Below are 20,255 nucleotides of genomic sequence, written 5' to 3'. Positions count from 1 at the left end.
TCCACCACACGCGACGCGCTTCCGGTCGTCGAATCTCCAGTGGCAAGTTCCGATGCCACCACGAGCTGCCTGAGCGCGTGGCTCCAAACCTTCCGATAGATCCGGTTCATTCGATCCTCTCCAAGTCGCTGATCTGATAGGTAAAAAAAAGCCACGACCTTGCGCAGGCCGTGGGCTGGATTCCTACATCGCGTGGGCGGGGGCCGCCGGAGCGGCAATTGGGGCGGCACCGGGGACCGCGTTCGTGGTCTTGCACAAGTTGAACCGCCCCCAAACGCCGGATTTCCGTCGATACTTGCGCCGCGTTATGTGCCCGTCAAGGACAAAACCTGACAATTTCCACCGATCAACGACTTAAACGGCTCATGACTGCCGCATGCGATCATTTACGTGACCTGCGTCACATATTTATATTTGATCACGAAAAAAGCCCCGGCGATTGCGCGCCGGGGCTGTTTTTAAAGGCCATAAACCGCTGAATTCAAAGCGGTTTTAATTAACCCAAAGCGACTCTTGCGTTTCTGAACAGGCGCAGCCATGGGCTGTCCTCGGGCCAATTTTCCGGCGCCCAGCTCAGATTGGCCGTACGCGGCGTGCGCTCGGGGTGCGGCATGAGGATCGTCGCGCGGCCATCGCTGGACGCGAGACCGGCAATGGCGTCCTGCGAGCCGTTGGGGTTGGCCGGGTAGTGCTGCGCGGGTCCGTCGCCGTCCACGTAGCGCAGAGCGACCGTGGCGGCAACGCGATCGGCGTCGTTGTCGAACGCGACGCGTCCCTCACCGTGGGCGATCGCCACCGGCAAGCGCGAGCCGGCCATGCCGGAGAGGAACAGCGACGGCGAGTCCTCGACCTCGAGCAGACCGAAGCGGGCTTCGAACTGTTCGCTGCGATTGCGCAGGAAGCGTGGCCAGTGCTGGGCACCGGGGATGATCGGCTTGAGCTGCGACAGCATCTGGCAGCCGTTGCAGACGCCCAGCGAGAAGGTATCGCCGCGGGCGAAGAACGCGGCGAAGGCCTCGCGCAGCGCCGGACGCTCCAGGATCGAGGTCGCCCAGCCGCGGCCTGCACCCAGCACGTCGCCATAGCTGAAGCCGCCACAGGCGACCAGACCCTGCATGGTGGCCAGGTCCACGCGCCCCTCGATCAGGTCGCTCATGTGCACGTCGATCGCGGTGAAACCGGCGCGGTCGAAACCTGCGGCCATCTCGATCTGGCCATTGACGCCCTGCTCGCGCAGCACCGCGACCCGCGGCCGGGCGCCGGTGGCGATGTACGGCGCCGCCACGTCTTCCGCCGGATCGAAGCTCAGCACCGGACGCATCGGCGGGGCATCGAACCGGCGTGCGCTCGCCCGCTCCTCGTCGGCGCAGGCGGGGTTGTCACGCAACGCCTGCATCGCGTGGCTGACCGACCACCATGCGTCGAACAGCGTTTCCCACTTCCACTCGGCCAGCACGCCATCGGCGTCGAGCACGCGGATCGTGTTCGCGGTGGTCGGCCTGGCGATGCGCTGGGCGCAGTCGATCAAGCCATGACGTGCCACCAGATCGGCGAACTCGGCGCGGTCTTCGCAGGCGATCTGCACCACGGCGCCGAGCTCCTCGGAGAACAGGGTGCGCATGGCGTCGCGGTTGCGGCCGTCGCCCCAGCCATCGAGGTCGATGTCGAGGCCCACATGGGCGCAGAACGCCATTTCGCACAGCGCCGCGAACGCGCCGCCGTCGGAGCGGTCGTGATAGGCGCGCAGAAGTCCGGCCTCGCGCGCTTCGCAGATCAGTTCGAAGAAGGCCTTGAGCCGGTCCGGCTCATCGACATCGGGACACGGGCCGCCGAACCCGTCGAAGCACTGCGCCAGGACCGAGCCGCCGAGGCGCTGCTTGCCGGCGCCCAGGCCGATCAGCCAGATCTCCGAGTCGGGCTCGCGCGCCAGCAAGGGGGTGAGCTGCGTGCGCACGTCGGTCACCGGCGCGAACGCGGTGATCACCAGCGAGACCGGCGAGACCACCTTGTGGGGACCGTCGCCGCCCTGCCACTGCGCCTGCATGGACAGCGAATCCTTGCCGACCGGAATGGCCAGATCGATGTCCGGGCACAGCTCCATCGCGACCGCATGCACGGCATCGAACAACCGCGCGTCCTCGCCGGGATGCCCGGCCGCGGCCATCCAGTTCGCCGAGAGCTTGACCCGGTGCAGGGTTTCGACCGGCGCGGCGCACAGATTGGTGATCGCCTCGCCCACGGCCATGCGCGCGGCGGCGGCGGAATCGATCAGCGCCAGCGGGCTGCGCTCACCGATCGCCATCGCCTCGCCGGTGTAGCCATCGAACCCTGACAGCGTGATCGCGCAGTCCGCCACCGGCAGCTGCCAGGGGCCGACCATCTGGTCGCGCGCGGTCAGCCCGCCCACGCTGCGATCGCCGATGGTGACCAGGAACGACTTCGACGCGACGGTCGGATGCGCCAGCACCCGCAGACCGGCTTCGTGGAGGTCGATGGCGCGGCTGTTGAGCGCCGGCCAGCGATGCGGCGCCAGGCGCCCGGTGTCGCGGTGCATCTTCGGCGGCTTGCCGAACAGCAGGTCCATGGGCAGGTCGATGGGCCAGTCGCGACCGCTGCCGACCGTGTCGGGCGTGGCGCCATGTCCGACGGTCAGATGCTCCTTCGCCGTCGCCACGCCGACGATCGCCACCGGGCAGCGCTCCCGCGCGCACAGCGCCTGGAATTCCGCGACGCGATCCTGCGGAATGCCCAGGACGTAGCGCTCCTGCGATTCGTTGCACCACAGCTGCATCGGCGACAACGAGGGATCGTCACTCGGCACCCGGTCGAGATCGACGACACCGCCGACGCCCGAGTCGTGCAGAAGTTCGGGAATCGCATTCGACAGGCCGCCCGCGCCGACATCGTGGAACCACAGGATGGGATTGTGATCACCCATCGCCACGCAGCGGTCGATGACCTCCTGCACGCGGCGCTCCATTTCCGGGTTGTCGCGCTGCACGCTGGCGAAGTCCAGGTCTTCGGCGCTCTCGCCCGAGGCCACCGAACTCGCCGCGCCGCCGCCCAGGCCGATCAGCATCGCCGGACCGCCGAGCACGACGACCGCGTCGCCGGGGGAGAGGGTCTTCTTCTCGACCATCACGCGATCGATCGCGCCCAGGCCGCCGGCGAGCATGATCGGCTTGTCGTAGCCGCGGACCAGGCCGTCCTCGCCTTCCGGCAGCTCGAAGCTGCGGAAATAGCCCAGCAGATTCGGGCGGCCGAACTCGTTGTTGAACGCGGCACCGCCAAGCGGGCCGTCGAGCATGATCTCCAGCGCCGGTGCCATGCGCGGGTTCAGCGCGCGCGGCGCCTCCCACGGCTGCGGCAGCGTCGGAATGCGCAGGTGCGAGACCGAGAAGCCGGTCAGACCGGCCTTGGGCTTGCCGCCGCGACCGGTCGCGCCCTCGTCGCGAATCTCCCCACCGGCGCCGGTGGCCGCGCCGGCGAACGGCGAGATCGCGGTGGGATGGTTGTGGGTCTCGACCTTGATGCAGAACGCGCTCTCGACCAGCGGCTCGCTGCGGTATTCGAACGACACCGGATCGGGACGGAACCGCTGCGCCGGATAGCCTTCGACGACCGCAGCGTTGTCGCTGTAGGCCGACAGCGTGTGCTCGGGGGTCTGCGCATGGGTATGGCGGATCATGCCGAACAGCGACTCGGGGCGGCCGTTGCTGCGCTGCATGTCCTCGCCGTCGATGGTCCAGGAGGCGTTGAAGATCTTGTGCCGGCAATGCTCGGAGTTCGCCTGGGCGAACATCATCAGCTCGACATCCGAGGGGTCGCGCCCCAGCGCGCCGAAGCGCTCGCGCAGGTAGGCGATCTCGTCATCGGCGAGCGCCAGTCCCAGACGCCGGTTGGCGTCATCGAGATCGGCAAGCGCAATGCGCTCGAGGGCGCCGCGCGCCGGCACCGCGAACAGCGCGTCGGCGGCCCGGACATCGGCCAGCAGCGACTGCGTCATCGGATCGTGCAGCAGCTTGGCGACTGCCGCCTGCAGCGCGGCATCCTCCGGCCAGCCGGCCAGATCCAGCCGCAGCCCGCGCTCGACGCGATGCACCGGCAGGCCGGCGCCCCGCAGCAGCTCGGTGGCCTTGCTCGCCCATGGCGAAATCGTGCCGAGGCGCGGCGACACATAGCGCGTGACCGCGCCGTCGGCGCACGCCGTCGCCGGGCCGGCGTCGACCTCGAGGATGCGTCGGAGCGTGGCGTCGTCGGGCGTCCGCCCGGGCTCGGCCTCGACGAAGTAGACATGCCAGGCGCCAACCACGCGGAGCGTGGGCGACACCGACTGCAGACGTGCTTCAAGCCGTTCGCGACGGAACGGTGACAGGGCCTGTTGGCCCTCGAGGACGATCATGTCCGGGGACACCGATTTTCAGGGCCGGCCATTGTAGCCAATGGCCGGGCCCGCCGCCCCCACCGCGAGCGCGGGCCGGCTGCGCGGGTCAGCGCGCGCCGCCCACCGCCGCCCCGTCGAGGCGCTGCAGGGCCTCGAGGAGCTGGTCGGGCGGCATGTAGCCGGGCATCTGGGTGCCGTCGGTGGCAATGATCATCGGCGTGCCGGTCAGACCGGCGCGCTGGCCCAGCGCGTAATGCGCGGCGACCGGGTTCTCGCAGGTACGAGGCTCGACCCGACGGCCGGACTTCGCAGCGGTCAGTGCCTGCTTGCGATCGCTGGCGCACCAGACCGATTCCATCAGGCGGAAGTCGTCGCTGCCCGGGCCCATGCGCGGGAAGGCCAGGTACTCGATCGCGATGCCACGCTTGTTGTACTCGGCGACTTCCTCGTGCAGGCGGCGGCAATAGCCGCACTCGACATCGGTGAACACCGAAACCGTGTACTTGGGATTCGCCGGAGCGAAGATGATCCGCTGGTCCTCGGGGACCTCCGACAGCAGCCGCTGGCGCAGCTTCGACAGGCCCGCCTGGCTCAGGTCGCGCTGTTCGCGCGCGTCGAACAGGCTGCCCTGCATCACGTAGCGGCCGTCGTTGCTGACGTAGAGGACCTGGCCCGACACGATGACTTCCTGGAACCCCGGCAGCGGCGCATCGGCGACGCTCTCGACCGATACCTGCGGGTTGATCGACAGGATCGCGTCCCGGGCCTTGGCCGCCGGCGAGCCGGCCGGTGCTTCGACGGCGGTGGGCGTGGATGCCGCCGCACCCGCGGTGGCCGGCGCGGCGTCGGAGGCGCCCGGATTCTGGGCGCAGGCGGACAGACTGAAGGCGCCGAGCAGCGCGAACACGTATCGCTTCATCGAATGTGGCGACCAAGAGCGGGGGATCCCGGAAGCCGCCATTCTGGCACGAAGGTCTGAACCGGTTCCGGCCCCCACTTGGGCGGCCGCCGTGCGTCGGTGATGCGGCAGGGCGCCGCGGAATGACGTGACATGACGTGGCCGGGCGCCGGGATGGTCTGGCCGCGGCCGGGCGATCCGCCAATCGCGCGCCCTCACGGAGCCGCCGAAACCCTTGCGGCTGCGAGCAGGGCCGAAAAAGCCGTGAGCCATGACCTCGCCCCCCATCCAGCCGGCAAGCACGTCGCGCACCCGGCCCCGGGCACGCCCGCTCAACCCCTCGGATGATGCGTGGCGTGCAGGCGTTTGAGCTGCTCGCGCGCGACCAGGGTGTAGATCTGGGTCGTCGACAGCGAGCTGTGGCCGAGCAGCATCTGCAGTGCGCGCAGGTCGGCGCCGTGGTTGAGCAGATGGGTGGCGAAGCTGTGCCGCAGGCCATGCGGACTCACGCGGGCGTCGATACCGGCCGCGCCCGCGTAGCGTTTCACCAGCGACCAGAAGTGCTGGCGGCTCATCGCCACGCGGTGCCGGGTGAGGAACAGCGGGGTGTCGCCCGCAGTCGCGCTCGTAGGCTTCCCGTCAGCGAGCAGCGGCCGCGCATCGGCGATATAGCGCTGTAGCCAGTGCTGGGCCTCCTCGCCCAGCGGCACAAGCCGCGTGCGCTCGCCCTTGCCGGTCACCCGCAGAACGCCCTGCCGGAGATTCACGCCATTGGTCGGCAGCTCGACCAGTTCACTGACCCGCAGGCCGCAGGCGTACATCAGCTCCAGCATGGTGCGGTCGCGCAGGCCTTCGGTGTCGTCGATGTCGGGAGCGGCCAGCAGGGCCTCGATCTCCGATTCGCCCAGCGCCTTGGGCAGCGAACGCGGCAGCTTCGGAGGGTCCAGGAGGGCGGTGGGGTCGTCCGTCCGGCCATGGCGACGCTGGCGATGGGCGAAGAACGCGCGCAGCGCCGACAGCAGGCGGGCATTGCTGCGCGGCGACCAGCCATGCCGGGTACGCCAGGCGAGATGTTCGAACAGCGCGGCGCGATCGGCCTGCGCGATACCGCCATCGCGCCCGTCGCGCCAGCGCGCGAACCCTTCGAGGTCACGCCGGTATGCGTCCGCCGTCTGCCTCGCGATGCCGTGCTCGGCCCAGAACGCATCGAGGAATCCCTCGATGTCGCGACGGTCGTCGTCGCGCAACGCCGGCAGGGCGACAGCAAGCGCGCGCCGCTCGGCAGGTGTGGTCGCAGTGCTGGACATGACGCACAGCTTAGGCGGCGGGAGCTTCGATGGCACGACCGGCGTCGAAGCTCCCGCTATGCTCTGCCGATGTCCGCGCCCGACGCTTCCGCCACCACTGTCGCCGTCGCCAGCCCGCCCCGCCCGTTGATCGGCTGGCGGCTGCTTGCGATGTTCTACGACCTGTGGCCGGTACTCGCGCTGTGCTTCGCGATCGCCGTGCCGTTCGTGCTGATCGACGTGCTCATTGCCGGCGATGTCCGCCACAACATCGGCCCGCTCAGTGCGATGCAGTGGCTGCTGTGGGCGGTCTGCGTGGTCGCCGCCGGCCTGTACGCGGTGACGAGCTGGCGGACCGGCGGACAGACCCTCGGCATGCGGCCATGGCGGCTGCGGGTGCGCGATTCCGCAGGCCAACGCCCGTCGACCAAAGCACTGTGGCTGCGCTTCGGCGTGGGAATGCTGTCACTGCTGGCCGGGGGGTTGGGGTTCTGGTGGGCCTGGATCGATCGCGACCGCCTGACCTGGCACGACCGCGCGAGCGGAACCCGACTGATGCGCGAGCCCGCGCGCAAGGGCTGAGTGGGATTGGGGATGACCCGCTTGAGCGGGTTCGCGGCGTCCGCGCCGTCCCCGCGAAACGGGACCGGTCCCACCGCATCGGGCAATGGGTCTGGCAGGCGCGACATGCGCGGGCCAGCGCGGCAGGCCGACAAGCTTCAACGCCGGCGGCCCAGCAACCCCCGGGCTCTGCCAGACCCCAAGGCGCTCGAGGCGTCCCTGCGCGCGCCCCGCCGCTTCTGCAGCAATGGAGTCTCACCGCGTTCGCCGCGTGTGATCGTGATCAGTCGCAAGGGCTCGTTCCCTCCGCGCGCCGATCCGCGGCGAAGCCGGCCGGACGTCTTCCGCCCCCGCGCCAGTGCTGCGCGAGCGGCGGTCGGCTTACCCGCTCCGTCGGCGGAACAGCGCCCAGGAGATGACCAGCATCACCACCGGCGGGATCAGGTAGGCGAGGCGGTAATCGAGGTGGTAGACCGCGGCGAGCTTGACCACCTGCATCTGGGCGAGCCAGAAGCCCAGTGCGAAGACCACGCCGATGAAGAGCCGCTTGCCGGCATTGCCGCTTCGCAGCGAGCCGAAGGCGAACGGGATCGCGGCCAGGCACAGCGCGAGCACGTTGAGCGGATAGAACCAGCGGCCCCAGTAGTGTTCCTCGAATTCGCTGGCATCGAGCTGGTTGCGATGGCGGTACTCGATGCCCGCCCGCAATTCGCTTGCCGGCATGTAGCGGGGCCGCCAGATGTTGCTGGCGCTGGCCGCCAGCGTGGACGCATCGAGCTGGGATTCCCAGCGTTCCTCGTTGGCTTCGGTGCGGGTGACAGCGCGGGGCTCGAACCAGGTGCGCTTGACGTCCTGCAACACCCAGCCGCCCGCGCTGTGCTCGGCGGTCTGCGCATGCGCGACCGATTCCAGACGGCCATCGCTCGCGAATTCGAACAGACGCACGTCCTGCAGCTGGATGCGGCTTCCGCTGTCGTCGCTGATCTCGTTGCCGTTCTGGGCGTTGAGGAAGGTGTCGCCCTCGCGCGCCCACAGACCCGAATACCGGCCCACGATCATGTCGCTCGAGCGCGCGGCCGACTTCATGCTGTCCGCGTTGCGCTGGGCCATCGGGCCGAGGGTCTCGCCGTTGATCATCATCAACGCTGTCAGCACCAGCAGCGGCAGCGCGACCGACACGCTCAGGCGCGTGCGCGATAGACCGACCGCGCGCATCGCAATCAGTTCCGAGGTCGCGGCCAGTTGCCCCAGGCCCATCAACGCGCCGATGACCGCCGCGGTGGGAAACATGACATAGGCGCGCCGCGGCAAGGTCTGCAGGACGTAGGTCACTGCGCCCAGGTAGGTGTAATCACCCTGACCGACGGCGCCGATCTCGCTGACACCGGCCATCAGCGCGTCGAGGCCGACCAGAACCACCCAGGTCGCCAGGACCATCACCGTGACGACGCGGGCGACGTAGACATCGTGGATGCGCAGCAATGGCCTCATTTCGCGCGCTTCCACTTCGGTGCGACGACCCGGCCGTCGGTGAAGTACATCCAGGCGGCGAAGCCGAGCAGCGGCAGGACCAGCCACCAGAGGCCCAGCGCCACCGGAATGCGGCCTTCACCCACCCAGTCCTTGCCGAGCATCATGAAATTCATCCCCAGCACGTAGGCCAGAAAGCCGGTCATCATCCGACCGTAGCGTGCCTGGCGAGGGGGGCTGCGGGCGAGCGGCACCGCCAGCAGCGCGAACGCCAGCGTCAGCAGCACCGGCGCGAGCCGGTAGTGAAGCTCGGCGCGCGCCTGCGGCCGCGCATCCCCGAGCAACGCCCAGGTCGGCTGCAGCTCGGGGTCATCACCGTCCGCCCGCGCCTCGGCTGCAGGCAAGCGCAATTCGTTGCTGGCGTAGCGCATCAGCCGGTAGTCGAGGCCGGCGTCGAGCGGCCCCTCGACGCGGAACCCCTCGTCCAGGCGCAGGAAGCGCTCGGTGCCGTCGATGCTCAGCGCACCACTCAGCGCGGTGGTGACGTCCATGCGGTCCTCGTCCTGGCGGTAGACGAAGACCCGACCGAGCTTGCTGCCGTCATCGGACATCGCATTGACGTAGATCACGCCGCTGCCGCCCGGGAACTCGACGAATCGCCCCGCCTCCAGGCCCGAGACCAGCAGGCTGCGCTGGCCGGCCTCGATCATCTGCTGCGAATAATCACGCGCCCATGGGCCCAGCCACAGCGAGCACGCGCCGATGACCAGCAGCATCGGCGCCACCACCAGCGCCAGGGGCCGCAGCAGGCGCCGGGGGCCGATGCCCACCGAGGTCAGCACCGGCATTTCCGAATCGCGGTAGAGCCGGCCGAAACCCATCATCAGCCCGAGCATCAGGCCCAGCGGCAGGATCAGCGGCAGGTAATTGATGACCTGCAGGCCCAGCTGGGCCAGCATCAGCTTGGCCGGCACCCGACCGCGGGCGATGTCGCTGAGCACGTCTGCGAATACGCCGCCCAGGCTCACGATCAGCAGCACCACGAGGGCGGCGAACGTGGACTGGGCCAATTCGCGGGAGAGGTATCGGTCGAGCTTCGACATCAGGCGTGGGGGCTTTGCTTTAGACTTGGGGGTTCGTCCAGTCGCGCCACCACGGCGCTTCTGCGGCGGCAAGCCTGACACGGGCGCCGCGCGCTGGACCGTGAAGTGTACCGATCACTCCTTGGAATCTGGTTGATGACCCTCGAATTCTCCCTGAACCACGAGACGCCCGCCGCCCTGTCGGCCGACTGCCTCGTCATTGGCGTGTTCGCCGACGGCCCCCTGGCCGGCGCCGCTGCCGCCATCGATACCGCGAGCGGCGGCCGGCTGGCCGCGCTGGCCGCTCGTGGCGATCTGGCCGGCAAGGCCGGCCGCACGACCCTGCTGCACGACCTGCCGGGCGTCAGCGCGCCGCGCGTGCTGGCGATCGGGCTCGGCGAACGCGCCAAGTTCGGCGTGCCGCAGTATCTCAAGGCGATCGGCGACGCCGTGCGCGCACTGCGCGACGGCAACAGCGCCAGTGCCGCGATCGCGCTGGCCGACCTGGATGTGGCGGGCCGCGACACCGCCTGGAAGATCCGCCAGGCCGTGATCGCCGCTGATCACGCCGCTTATCGCTACACGGCCACCCTGGGCGCGCAGAACAAGAAGCGCGAACCCGAGCGGCTGGCGGCGATTTCGATCGTCGGCGACGATGCCGTGGCGCTGGACCAGGGCAAGGCGATCGCCGCAGGCGTGAAGTTCGCCCGCGAGCTCGGCAACCTGCCGCCCAACATCTGCAACCCGGCCTATCTCGGCGAGCAGGCGCAGGCATTCGCCGCCGGCTTCGACAAGGCCTCCTGCGAGGTGCTCGAAGAGAAGGACATGGAAGCGCTGGGCATGGGCTCACTGCTCGCCGTGGCGCGCGGCTCGGCCAACCGGCCGCGCCTGGTCGTCCTGAGCTGGAACAACGGCGGGGATGCCAAGCCCTATGTCCTGGTCGGCAAGGGCATCACCTTCGACACCGGCGGCGTCAACCTCAAGACGCAGGGCGGGATCGAGGAGATGAAGTTCGACATGTGCGGCGCGGCGTCGGTCATGGGCACTTTCGTGTCCGTGGTCGGCCTCGACCTGCCGATCAACCTGCGCGTCGTCGTCCCGGCGGTCGAGAACGGCATCGACGGTGACGCGTATCGCCCGTCTGACGTGATCACCAGCATGTCGGGCAAGACCATCGAGGTCGGCAACACCGACGCCGAGGGCCGCCTGATCCTGTGCGACGCGCTGACCTATGCCGAGCGCTTCGAGCCGGCCGCGCTGGTCGACGTCGCCACGCTGACCGGCGCCTGCATGGTCGCGCTGGGCACGCAGGCGACCGGCCTGATGAGCAAGCACGACGACCTGGCCGCGGAGTTGCTGGCTGCGGGCGAACACGTGTTCGATCGCGCCTGGCGCCTGCCGCTGTGGGACGAATACCAGCCGATGCTCGATTCCAACTTCGCCGATGTCTACAACATCGGCGGCCGCTGGGGCGGCGCGATCACCGCGGGCTGCTTCCTGTCGCGCTTCACCGAAGGCCAGCGCTGGGCGCATCTCGACATCGCGGGCAGCGCCAGCGGCAGCGGCAAGATGGCCTATGCCACCGGCCGGCCGGTGGGCCTGCTGAGCCAGTGGCTGATGGACCAGGTCGCCTGACCGGCCAGGGCCACGCGGCACTCCCGCATTACGCCGGAGTGCCGATCGCGGCCCGCCGCCTGCCCGTATGGCCCGCGCCGACTTCTATCTGATCGCCAAGCCGCGGTTCCGCGAGGAACCGTTGCGCCTGGTCTGCGAACTGGTCCGCAAGGCCTATGCGGCCGACCTGTGGACGCTGGTCCTCGCGCGCGACGCCGCGCAGGCCGAAGCGCTCGACGACATGCTGTGGGACATGGGCGAGGACGCCTACATCCCGCACCAGATCGCCGGCATGGACGAGGAGGACGACGAAACACCCGTCCTGATCGCCACACCGGACTTCGACGCGCCGATGCGCGCCCTGGTCGTCAACCTGCGTGATGCGGTGGCGCCGCCCGGCTTCGAGCGCGTGCTCGAGGTGGTGCCCGCCGACGACTCGGCGCGAGAACCGCTGCGCGAGCGCTGGAAGCAGTACAAGGCAGCCGGCCTCGAGGTCAGCAAGTACGACATGTGAGTGCACCGCTCCCGCCTGCGGGAGCGGCCGGATCGCAGGCGCGCGCCACGCGCGATGCTTGCCGCATCCGGCGACCCCTTCCATCCGCCCACCGGGCACCTTCTCGCGTGACCGAGAAGACCAACGCGACCTGCCACCATGACCGACACCCTCGCCCCCAGCTACGACCCCGGCACCTTCGAAGCCCGCCTCTACGCGGAATGGGAGCAGTCCGGCGTCTTCCAGCCACAGGGCGACGGCCCGGCCTACACCATCCTGCTGCCGCCACCGAACGTCACCGGCACGCTGCACATGGGCCACGCCTTCCAGCACACGCTGCAGGACGCGCTGATCCGCTACCACCGCATGCTCGGCGACCGCACGCTGTGGCAGATGGGCACCGACCACGCCGGCATCGCGACCGAGATGGTGGTCTCGCGCAACCTCGCGCTGGAAGGCAAGGGCGAGACCCGCGACTCCCTGGGTCGCGACGGCTTCATCGAGAAGGTGTGGGAGTGGAAGGGCCAGTCCGGCGACACGATCGAGCGCCAGATGCGCCGCCTCGGCGCGTCGGGTGACTGGTCGCGCAAGACCTTCACCATGGACCCCCTGCCCTCGCAGGCCGTCGTCGAAGCCTTCGTGCGCCTGCATGAGGAAGGCCTGATCTACCGCGGCCAGCGGTTGGTCAACTGGGACCCGGTGCTCAAGACCGCGATCTCCGATCTGGAGGTCATCAGCGAGGAAGAAGACGGTTCGCTGTGGTCGATCCGCTACCCGCTGGCCGAGGGTGCGAGCTACGAACACATCGAAGTGGACGCCGACGGCAACGAAGCGCTGCGCGAAACGCGCGATTACCTGGTCGTCGCAACGACGCGCCCGGAAACCATGCTCGGCGACACCGCGGCGATGGTGCATCCCGACGACGCGCGTTATGCGCAGCTGATCGGCAAGTCGGTGGTGCTGCCATTGACCGGCCGCACCATCCCGGTCATCGGCGACGGCTATGTCGACCGCGCCTTCGGCACCGGCGTGGTCAAGGTCACGCCCGCGCACGATTTCAACGACTACCAGGTCGGGCAGCGCCACGGTCTGCCGATGATCAATCTGTTCACGCCCGATGCCGCGCTCAACGAGAACGCGCCCGAGCGCTACCGCGGACTCGACCGTTTCGACGCACGCAAGGCGGTGCTCGCCGATCTGGAAGCGGAAGGCTTCCTGGTGGAGACGAAGCCGCACAAGCTGCAGGTCCCGCGCGGCGACCGCACCGGCCAGGTCATCGAGCCGTACCTGACCGACCAGTGGTTCGTCGCGATGGAGGGCTTCGCGAAACGCGGCATGGACCTCGTCGAGAGTGGCGAGGTCAGGTTCGTCCCGCCGAACTGGACCAACACTTACCGCCACTGGATGGAGAACATCCAGGACTGGTGCATCAGCCGCCAGCTGTGGTGGGGGCATCGCATTCCCGCGTGGTACGACGCCGATGGCCGCGCCTACGTCGGCCGCGACGAAGCCGAAGCGCGTGCGAAGGCCGGCCTGGGCGCCGATGTCGCGCTGACCCAGGACACCGACGTGCTCGAGACCTGGTTCTCGTCGGGCCTGTGGCCGATCAACACGATGGGCTGGCCTGACGAGGCTGCGATGGCCGAGCGCGGCTTCGAACAGTTCGTGCCGTCGAGCGTGCTCGTCACCGGCTTCGACATCATCTTCTTCTGGGTCGCCCGGATGATCATGCTGACCGACCACCTGACCGGCCAGGTGCCGTTCCGCGACGTCTACATGACCGGCCTGGTCCGCGACCGCGATGGCCAGAAGATGTCGAAGTCGAAGGGCAACGTGCTCGATCCGCTCGACATCATCGACGGCATCAGCATCGAGGACCTGGTCGCCAAGCGCACCACCGGGCTCATGAAGCCCAAGGACGCGCCGAAGATCGAAAAGGCCACGCGCAAGGAATTCCCCGAGGGCATCGCCGCCCACGGCGCCGATCCGCTGCGTTTCACGATGGCCGCGCTGGCTGGCCCCGGCCGCGACATCAAGTTCGATCTGGGCCGCGCCGAGGGCTACAAGAACTTCTGCAACAAGCTCTGGAACGCGACGCGCTTCGTGCTGATGAACACCGAGGGCTTCCAGCCCGGTGGCGCGCTCGAACCGGCGACGGATGCCGAAAAGTGGATCCTCGCACGGCTGGCGGGCACGGCCGACGAGGCGCGCACGCACTTCGAGAGCTACCGCTTCGACCTGCTTGCGCAGACGCTGTACGAATTCGCATGGAACGACTTCTGCGACTGGTTCGTCGAACTCGCCAAGCCGGCGCTGCTCGGCGACGACGCCGCGGCTGCGGGCAGCACCCGTCATACGCTGCTGCACGTGCTCGAATCGCTGCTGCGACTGCTGCATCCGCTGATCCCGTTCGTCACCGAAGAACTGTGGCGCCAGGTTGCGCCGCGTGTCGGCATCGAAGCGGAGACGATCTCGCTGCAGCCGTACCCGGCATACGACGCACGCGTCGCGGACTACGCCCAGGCCACCACCGACATCGAGTGGCTCAAGCAGATGGTCACCGCGCTGCGGCGAATCCGCAGCGAGCTCGGCGTCTCGCCATCGAAGCAGGTCCCGTTGCTGGCGCGCCCGCGCACCGAGCACGATGCCACGCGTCTGCAGCGGTGCGCCTCGCAGCTGCGCTCACTCAACCGGCTCTCGGACATCCAGATCGTGGACAGCGGCACGCCGGATGCCGATCTGCCGCCCGCCGCCTCGGCGCTGGTCGGCGAGCTGGCGCTGTTCGTTCCCCTCGAGGGCCTGGTCGACCTGGACGCCGAACGTGCGCGCCTCGACAAGGAGATCGCCCGGGTGTCCAGCGAGAAGGACAAGAGCGCCGCCAAGCTCGCGAAGTTCAGCGACAAGGTGCCGGCCGCGGTCGTCGACCAGGAACGTCAGCGCCTCGTCGACTGGACCGCGCAGTACGACGCGCTGACCGCGCAGCGCGCGCGGCTCTGACCGTCCCCCGCGCACAGGCGCGGGCCGACAGGCGGGCACGGCCGCGCTGCGGCTGCCGCCGTGGCGTGGCGTAAGCGGGTCCGGGCCGCCCGTTCGCGCTGGCGATGCGGGACTACCGCACGAGTCCGGGGGAGCTGCACCACATCGCGCAGCCCGCCCCGCGCTGGCACCGGCAGGCGGGCGCTGGCCATGTACGCACGCGGGTCGTGGCTGGCGCCAGCGACGCGCAGCTGGGCCGATGGGCGCCCCGACGGTCGACACGCCTCAACCGCGCGCTCTCGGATAGCATGGCGCCGCGTCTTCCCGCGACTGCAGTCCACCGGCGTCGCGCCCCGCCTCCACGCTCCGCCCGGGCCAACGCATGATCGAAGTCTCGAACTCCAACTTTCTCATCGCGCTCGGCGTGACCACCGCGGCCGGCCTGGCGACCGGGCTCGGCAGCCTGATGGTGATCTTCGCCAAGCAGCCCAACGCCCGGCTGCTGGCCTTCGGCCTCGCCTTCGCCGCCGGCGCCATGGTCTACGTGTCGCTGACCGAGATCCTGGACAAGGCGGTCCAGGCCTTCACCAATGCCTACGGCGGCCAGCTGGGCTTCACCTGGGGCACGCTGTCGTTTCTGGGCGGCCTGCTGTGCATCGTCGCCATCGACCGGCTGGTCCCCAACCCGCACGAGCGGCTGGAAGTGGACGACCCCTATTTCCGCGAGCACAACACCAGCTACATCCGCCGCGTCGGCCTGCTCACCGCGATCGCGATCACCGCGCACAACTTTCCCGAAGGCCTGGCCACGTTCTTCGCGACACTCGAGAACCCGGGCGTCGGCCTGCCGCTGGCGTTCGCGATCGCGATCCACAACATTCCCGAGGGCATCGCGATCGCGGTGCCGGTGTATTTCGCGACGAACAACAAGCTCTACGCGTTCCTGGCCTGCCTGCTGTCGGGCCTGGCCGAACCGATCGGGGCGTTGTTCGGCTACGCCGTGCTGCGGCCGTACCTGTCGGAGCCGGTGTTCGGCGTGGTGTTCGGGCTGATCGCCGGCGTGATGGTCTTTCTTGCGCTCGACGAACTGCTGCCGGCGGCCAAGCGCTACGCCAAGGGCCACGAGACGGTATACGGCCTGGTCAGCGGCATGGCCGCGCTGGCGGTGAGCCTGGTGCTGTTCAAGTGGTGACCTGGGGGCGGCGACGCCACGTGCCCGGTGCAAAGAAAAACGGCCCGCTTGCGCGGGCCGTTTCGTAGCCGACTGGCGCGACGGATCAGGCCGCGAACAGCGCCTTCATCTTCTTCAGCGCATTGGCTTCGACCTGGCGGATCCGCTCGGCGGAGACGCCGTACTCGTCTGCCAGTTCCTGCAGTGTCACCTTGTGCTCGTCGTCGAGCCAGCGGCGGCTGATGATGTCGCGCGAGCGGGCATCGAGCGAGGCCATGCCTTCGCGCAGCAGCTCGAGCTTGTTCTCCTCGCTGTCGTTGCGCTCATAGGCTTGGGCCGGGCCCTCGTCCTGCGCCACCAGATAGGCGACCGGCGCCGGCGGCGCGTTGTCGTCGTCCTCGCCAGCAGGCGCGTCGAAGCCGATGTCGCGGCCGGACAGGCGCGACTCCATCTCCAGCACCTCGCGCTCGGACACGTTGAGATCCGCGGCGACCGCCTTGACCTCGCTGGCATTGAGCCAGCCCAGACGCTTCTTGCTCTTGCGCAGGTTGAAGAACAGCTTGCGCTGGGCCTTGGTCGTGGCGACCTTGACGATGCGCCAGTTCTTGAGAATGAACTCGTGCATCTCGGCGCGGATCCAGTGCACCGCGAAGCTCACCAGGCGCACGCCGACATCGGGGTCGAAGCGCTTGACGGCCTTCATCAGGCCGATGTTGCCTTCCTGGATCAGGTCGCCGAGCGGCAGTCCGTAGCCGTTGTAGCCACGGGCGACGTGCACGACGAAGCGCAGGTGCGAATGCACCAGTTCGCGCGCGGCATCGAGATCCTCGTGGTCGCGGTAGCGCTGCGCGAGCGCCTGCTCCTCTTCGACCGACAGCACCTCGATACGGTGCACGGCGCTGATGTAGGCGTCCAGCGAACCAAGCGGGCTGGGAATCGGAAGGCTGTTGGCAACCAAGGCGTGGGACATGGTCTGCGTACTCATGGAGTGGATGTTAGCAGTCGCCATCTAAGACTGCTAAGGCGCGCGGAAGTTCCCGAACGTTCTGGAAATGGAATGGTTGCGGAAGACCCGACGGCGATCCTCATGAGGCTTTCGAGAGGCTGCCGCAGCGAGTTGGATGATTATCCGGACCCACCTGCAACTGGCGGATGAAGAGCGGCCTGTTCAGGACCATCGGGCCACGCGACAGATCGTTTCACGCGCTGCGGCCAGTCCGGGACTGGCGGGCACGATCCGGGTACGGCGGTCCAGACTGCAGCCCAGGGCCAGTTCCAGCAGCGTCGCGTGCGCTGCTCGCAGGCTGGCGCTGGTTACCGGATCCAGCAGGTTCTCGGCGCCCGCAGCCTCCAGCAGCAGGGGCGTCGCCCGCGGACCGAGCAGGGACGGCCGCGTGGCGGCATCGCGGAGCACGAGGTACTGCAGCAGGAACTCCAGGTCGACGAGGCCACCCTCGCCCTGCTTGAGGTCGAAGAACCCGTCGGTGCTGCGATCGAGCTCGGCGCGCATGCGTCGCCGCATCGCTGCGACATCTTCGCGCAGCACGGCCGGATCGCGGGGGGCGGACAGTGTCGTCCGCCGGACCTCCTCGAAGACCGCGGCCATGGCGTCGTCGCCCGCGACGAAGCGCGCCCGCACCAGCGCCTGGTGCTCCCAGGTCCACGCCCGCTCGCGCTGGTATTCCGAATAACTCGCCAGCGAAGACACCAGCAGGCCCTTGCCGCCGTCGGGCCGCAGCCGTACGTCCACGTCGTAGAGCCGACCGCCGCCGGTCACGGTGCCCAGCAGCGCAACGATCTTCTGGCCCAGTCGCGCCGCCCAGCGCTGCGCGTCCAGCGGCCGCGCGCCGTCCGATTGCGCCCCCGGCGGGGCGTCGTAGAGGAACACCAGGTCAAGGTCGGAGCCGAAGCCCAGTTCCTCGCCCCCCAGGCTGCCGTAGCCGACGACCGCGAAGCGCGCGTCCGGCAGCGCGCCATGGGCGGCCTCGAGGTCGCGCTTGGCGAGTGCCAGTACGACGTCTACGACCGCGTCGGCCAGCCACGCCAGCTGACGCGTCGCATCCTGGCCGGACTGCCGCCCATCGAGCGTGGCCAGCGCGATCCGGAAGCTGAGTTGTTGACGGGTCTCGTTGAGCGCGAGCAACGAGGCTTCAAGATCGGGCTGGCGCAGGGCCCGTGCGCAGGCCTCCGCCAGATCGCCGCGTTGCGGCAGGGGGCCTTCCGCGCGCGCGTCGAGCAGTTCGTCGAGCAGCAGCGGATGGGCGGCCACGCGCTCGGCGAGGAACGCGCTGCGCGTGACCACTCCCACCAGGCGCGCGAGCGCAGCCGGCCGCTCGTCGAGCAGGGCCAGGTAGCTGGCCCGGCGCAGGATGTTGTGCAGCAGCGCGAGCAGCCGGCGGATCGCCTGAAGCGGGCGGTCCGCAGGCGCCGAGGCCTGCAGCAGGACCGGCATCAGGCGGTCGAGCCGCGCACGTGCCGCATCCGAGAGATCGCGCACGCTCGGCGAACGGGCGAAGTCGCGCAGCGCCGAGTCGACATCCGCCGCATCCGCAAAGCCCGCAGCCTCGAGCACCGCCGGCGCGCCCCCGTCAGGCAGCGCCTTCCAGTAGCCGGCGATGTCGCCATCGGCCTCGACGCTGCGCTGCTGGCTGCGCACCGCGAACAGCGCATCGAATTCCTGGGCCACGGCGGCGCGCTGTGTGCATAGCGCGTCTTCGAGCGAGGCCCAGTCGACATGGCCGAGGCCGCGAGCAACGCGCAGCCGGTCCAGCGGATCGGACGGCAGCCGGTGCGTCTGCGCGTCGCGCAGCATCTGCAGGCGGTTTTCCAGCCGGCGCAGGAAGCGGTACGCGTGCTGCAGCAGGGCCAGCGTGTCCGCATCGATCTGCGCATGCGCGTGCAGGGCCTCGAGCGCAGGCATCAGCCGGCGCTCGCGCAGCGCCGGCTCGCGGCCGCCGCGGATCAACTGCAGCGCCTGGGCCAGGAATTCGATCTCGCGAATCCCGCCTTCGCCGCGCTTGATGTCGTCTGCAAGATCCTTGCGCGCCACCTCGGCGGCGATCATCGCCTTCATCTGCCGCAGGCCGTCGAGTGCGCCGTAGTCGAGATAACGGCGATAGATGAAGGGCCGCAACTGGACGAGAAAGCGTTCGCCCGCCTCGATGTCGCCCGCGACCGGCCGGGCTTTCTGCCAGGCATACCGCTCCCAGTCGCGGCCTTCGTGCTGGAAGTACTGCTCCATCGCCGCGAAGCTCAGGGCGATGCGTCCGGCATTGCCGAACGGACGCAGGCGCAGGTCCACGCGATGACTGAAGCCGTCGGCCGTGGTCTCGTCCAGCAGTCTCGTCAGCTGCTGGCCGAGACGGGTGAAATAGGCCTCGGCGGCCAGCGGGCGCGCGCCATCACTGTCACCTGCAGCGGCGAAGCCGTAGATCAGGTCGATGTCGGAGCTGAAATTGAGCTCGCCGCCGCCGAGCTTCCCGAGCCCGAACACGACCAGACGGACCGCGCGACCCTCGGCATCGCGCACGTGGCCGTAGCGCTCGACGAACTCGCCTTCGAGCGCCTCCAGCGCCAGCGACAGGCAGGTTTCCGCGAGCCGGGTACTGCCGGCGAGCGTCGCATCGACATCGTCGACCCCGTGCACGTCCCGCCAGACCAGCCGGGCCGAGCATGCGGCGCGATACCGGCGCAGCAGGGCCGGCCACTCCCCGCGATTGGCGGGCGTCAGCGCAGGCGCCGCGATGCCGCTCGCCGCATCATCGCCCAGCAGTTGCGCCAGCACGTCGGGCTGCCGCTGCAGCACCTCCAGGGCGAAATCGCTCGCCAGCGCAACCGGCGACACGCGGGCCATCGCGGCGGGATCGCTGCGTACAGTGGCCGGCAAGCGGGCCAGAAGCCGGTCGAGATGGGCGTCGAGTTCGGGGGGCATGTCGTGCATCGACGGATTGTCGCATTGCCCGTCGGGCCAGCTGCGGGGCGCCCTCCATGCCGCGAAGGTGCGACGAGCCTCGCGCGACAAACGCCAGGCAATAAAAAAGCCCGCTTCCGGCGAACCGGTCACGGGCTTGCTCCCTCCCCCACGTCGGGTGCAGGGCGATAGTGAAAGAGTTGTTAGGGCATTGCACGCTGCATTGCAAAACGATACTCGCAGGTACAAGAAAGCATCGCGACCTGGGGAGGCCGTCCCTCTGCGAGCGCCCCCGCCGCTCATCGCCCAGACACGCCGCCGACGCGGGCGCATCGCCCACCACCGACTGCAGGGCCTGTAGCGCCCTTGCGAGGCGTTCCCTTCCACACGGCTGGATGCCGGGCACGGAT

Annotated in this window: 12 protein-coding genes and 1 pseudogene; 5 read left to right on the top strand and 8 right to left on the bottom strand. The window is 69.1% G+C overall.

Annotation, left to right across the window (positions count from 1 at the left end; translation table 11 throughout):
* Window positions 1-5 precede the first annotated feature (5 nt).
* From CNR27_RS15885 to xerD, 4 genes and pseudogenes are all read right to left on the bottom strand, one after another.
* Window positions 6-110 (bottom strand): annotated as a pseudogene (locus CNR27_RS15885) (ESPR domain-containing protein); the annotation flags it as partial.
* Window positions 111-496: 386 nt separating this feature from the next.
* The gene (gene purL / locus CNR27_RS04995; protein WP_096297214.1) at window positions 497-4,402 is read right to left on the bottom strand and encodes a phosphoribosylformylglycinamidine synthase; all 3,906 of its coding nucleotides are present in this window, start codon (window positions 4,400-4,402) and stop codon (window positions 497-499) included.
* Between the two features lie 88 nt (window positions 4,403-4,490).
* Window positions 4,491-5,303 (bottom strand): DsbC family protein, encoded by an 813-nt coding sequence (locus CNR27_RS04990; RefSeq protein WP_096297213.1) that lies wholly within the window; start codon window positions 5,301-5,303, stop codon window positions 4,491-4,493.
* A gap of 311 nt (window positions 5,304-5,614) precedes the next feature.
* A complete protein-coding gene (xerD, locus tag CNR27_RS04985; RefSeq protein ID WP_096297212.1) occupies window positions 5,615-6,589 on the bottom strand; it encodes a site-specific tyrosine recombinase XerD in 975 nt (324 codons plus the stop codon).
* Between the two features lie 69 nt (window positions 6,590-6,658).
* On the opposite strand from xerD, the gene CNR27_RS04980 reads away from it, so the two are divergent.
* Window positions 6,659-7,150 carry an RDD family protein gene (locus CNR27_RS04980; protein WP_096297211.1) on the top strand — a complete coding sequence of 164 codons (492 nt, stop codon included), beginning with the start codon at window positions 6,659-6,661 and terminating at the stop codon, window positions 7,148-7,150.
* Window positions 7,151-7,510: 360 nt separating this feature from the next.
* On the opposite strand, the gene lptG is transcribed toward CNR27_RS04980, so the two are convergent.
* Complete coding sequence (lptG, locus tag CNR27_RS04975; RefSeq protein ID WP_096300306.1) at window positions 7,511-8,620, bottom strand: LPS export ABC transporter permease LptG; 1,110 nt, start codon at window positions 8,618-8,620, stop codon at window positions 7,511-7,513.
* A complete protein-coding gene (gene lptF, locus CNR27_RS04970) occupies window positions 8,617-9,702 on the bottom strand; it encodes an LPS export ABC transporter permease LptF (RefSeq protein WP_096297210.1) in 1,086 nt (361 codons plus the stop codon). Before lptF ends, lptG begins: the two co-directional genes overlap by 4 nt.
* A 135-nt stretch (window positions 9,703-9,837) precedes the next feature.
* Between lptF and CNR27_RS04965 the strand changes: the two genes are divergently transcribed.
* The 4 genes from CNR27_RS04965 (at window position 9,838) to zupT (ending at window position 15,956) form a co-directional block, all read left to right on the top strand.
* Window positions 9,838-11,316 (top strand): leucyl aminopeptidase, encoded by a 1,479-nt coding sequence (locus tag CNR27_RS04965; RefSeq protein ID WP_096297209.1) that lies wholly within the window; start codon window positions 9,838-9,840, stop codon window positions 11,314-11,316.
* A gap of 67 nt (window positions 11,317-11,383) precedes the next feature.
* Complete coding sequence (locus tag CNR27_RS04960) at window positions 11,384-11,809, top strand: DNA polymerase III subunit chi (protein ID WP_096297208.1); 426 nt, start codon at window positions 11,384-11,386, stop codon at window positions 11,807-11,809.
* Between the two features lie 138 nt (window positions 11,810-11,947).
* Window positions 11,948-14,785: a valine--tRNA ligase gene (locus CNR27_RS04955; protein WP_096297207.1), complete on the top strand. Its 2,838-nt coding sequence runs from the start codon at window positions 11,948-11,950 to the stop codon at window positions 14,783-14,785.
* 361 nt (window positions 14,786-15,146) lie between these two features.
* Window positions 15,147-15,956 carry a zinc transporter ZupT gene (gene zupT / locus CNR27_RS04950; protein ID WP_096297206.1) on the top strand — a complete coding sequence of 270 codons (810 nt, stop codon included), beginning with the start codon at window positions 15,147-15,149 and terminating at the stop codon, window positions 15,954-15,956.
* Window positions 15,957-16,041: 85 nt separating this feature from the next.
* Here the strand turns inward: zupT and rpoH are convergent, their stop codons facing one another.
* Both rpoH and glnE read right to left on the bottom strand, forming a co-directional pair.
* A complete protein-coding gene (gene rpoH / locus CNR27_RS04945) occupies window positions 16,042-16,920 on the bottom strand; it encodes an RNA polymerase sigma factor RpoH (protein WP_096297205.1) in 879 nt (292 codons plus the stop codon).
* Between the two features lie 183 nt (window positions 16,921-17,103).
* Window positions 17,104-19,875, bottom strand: coding sequence for a bifunctional [glutamate--ammonia ligase]-adenylyl-L-tyrosine phosphorylase/[glutamate--ammonia-ligase] adenylyltransferase (gene glnE, locus CNR27_RS04940; RefSeq protein ID WP_483869218.1), 2,772 nt, complete (start codon window positions 19,873-19,875; stop codon window positions 17,104-17,106).
* Between the last annotated feature and the right edge of the window lie 380 nt (window positions 19,876-20,255).

This window comes from Luteimonas chenhongjianii (genome assembly GCF_002327105.1).
Classification (GTDB): domain Bacteria; phylum Pseudomonadota; class Gammaproteobacteria; order Xanthomonadales; family Xanthomonadaceae; genus Luteimonas; species Luteimonas chenhongjianii.
The sequence above is the reverse complement of the archived record's forward strand: the minus strand, read 5'-3'. Positions and strand labels throughout refer to the sequence as shown.

Excerpts from the sequence above, each read along its gene's own strand:
- CNR27_RS04980 (WP_096297211.1), top strand. The coding sequence starts at position 6,659 with ATGTCCGCGCCCGACGCTTCCGCCACCACTGTCGCCGTCGCCAGCCCG.
- purL (WP_096297214.1), bottom strand. The coding sequence starts at position 4,402 with ATGATCGTCCTCGAGGGCCAACAGGCCCTGTCACCGTTCCGTCGCGAA.
- xerD (WP_096297212.1), bottom strand. The coding sequence starts at position 6,589 with ATGTCCAGCACTGCGACCACACCTGCCGAGCGGCGCGCGCTTGCTGTC.
- rpoH (WP_096297205.1), bottom strand. The coding sequence starts at position 16,920 with ATGAGTACGCAGACCATGTCCCACGCCTTGGTTGCCAACAGCCTTCCG.
- glnE (WP_483869218.1), bottom strand. The coding sequence starts at position 19,875 with ATGCACGACATGCCCCCCGAACTCGACGCCCATCTCGACCGGCTTCTG.
- CNR27_RS04955 (WP_096297207.1), top strand. The coding sequence starts at position 11,948 with ATGACCGACACCCTCGCCCCCAGCTACGACCCCGGCACCTTCGAAGCC.
- CNR27_RS04960 (WP_096297208.1), top strand. The coding sequence starts at position 11,384 with ATGGCCCGCGCCGACTTCTATCTGATCGCCAAGCCGCGGTTCCGCGAG.
- lptF (WP_096297210.1), bottom strand. The coding sequence starts at position 9,702 with ATGTCGAAGCTCGACCGATACCTCTCCCGCGAATTGGCCCAGTCCACG.
- CNR27_RS04990 (WP_096297213.1), bottom strand. The coding sequence starts at position 5,303 with ATGAAGCGATACGTGTTCGCGCTGCTCGGCGCCTTCAGTCTGTCCGCC.
- lptG (WP_096300306.1), bottom strand. The coding sequence starts at position 8,620 with ATGAGGCCATTGCTGCGCATCCACGATGTCTACGTCGCCCGCGTCGTC.
- zupT (WP_096297206.1), top strand. The coding sequence starts at position 15,147 with ATGATCGAAGTCTCGAACTCCAACTTTCTCATCGCGCTCGGCGTGACC.
- CNR27_RS04965 (WP_096297209.1), top strand. The coding sequence starts at position 9,838 with ATGACCCTCGAATTCTCCCTGAACCACGAGACGCCCGCCGCCCTGTCG.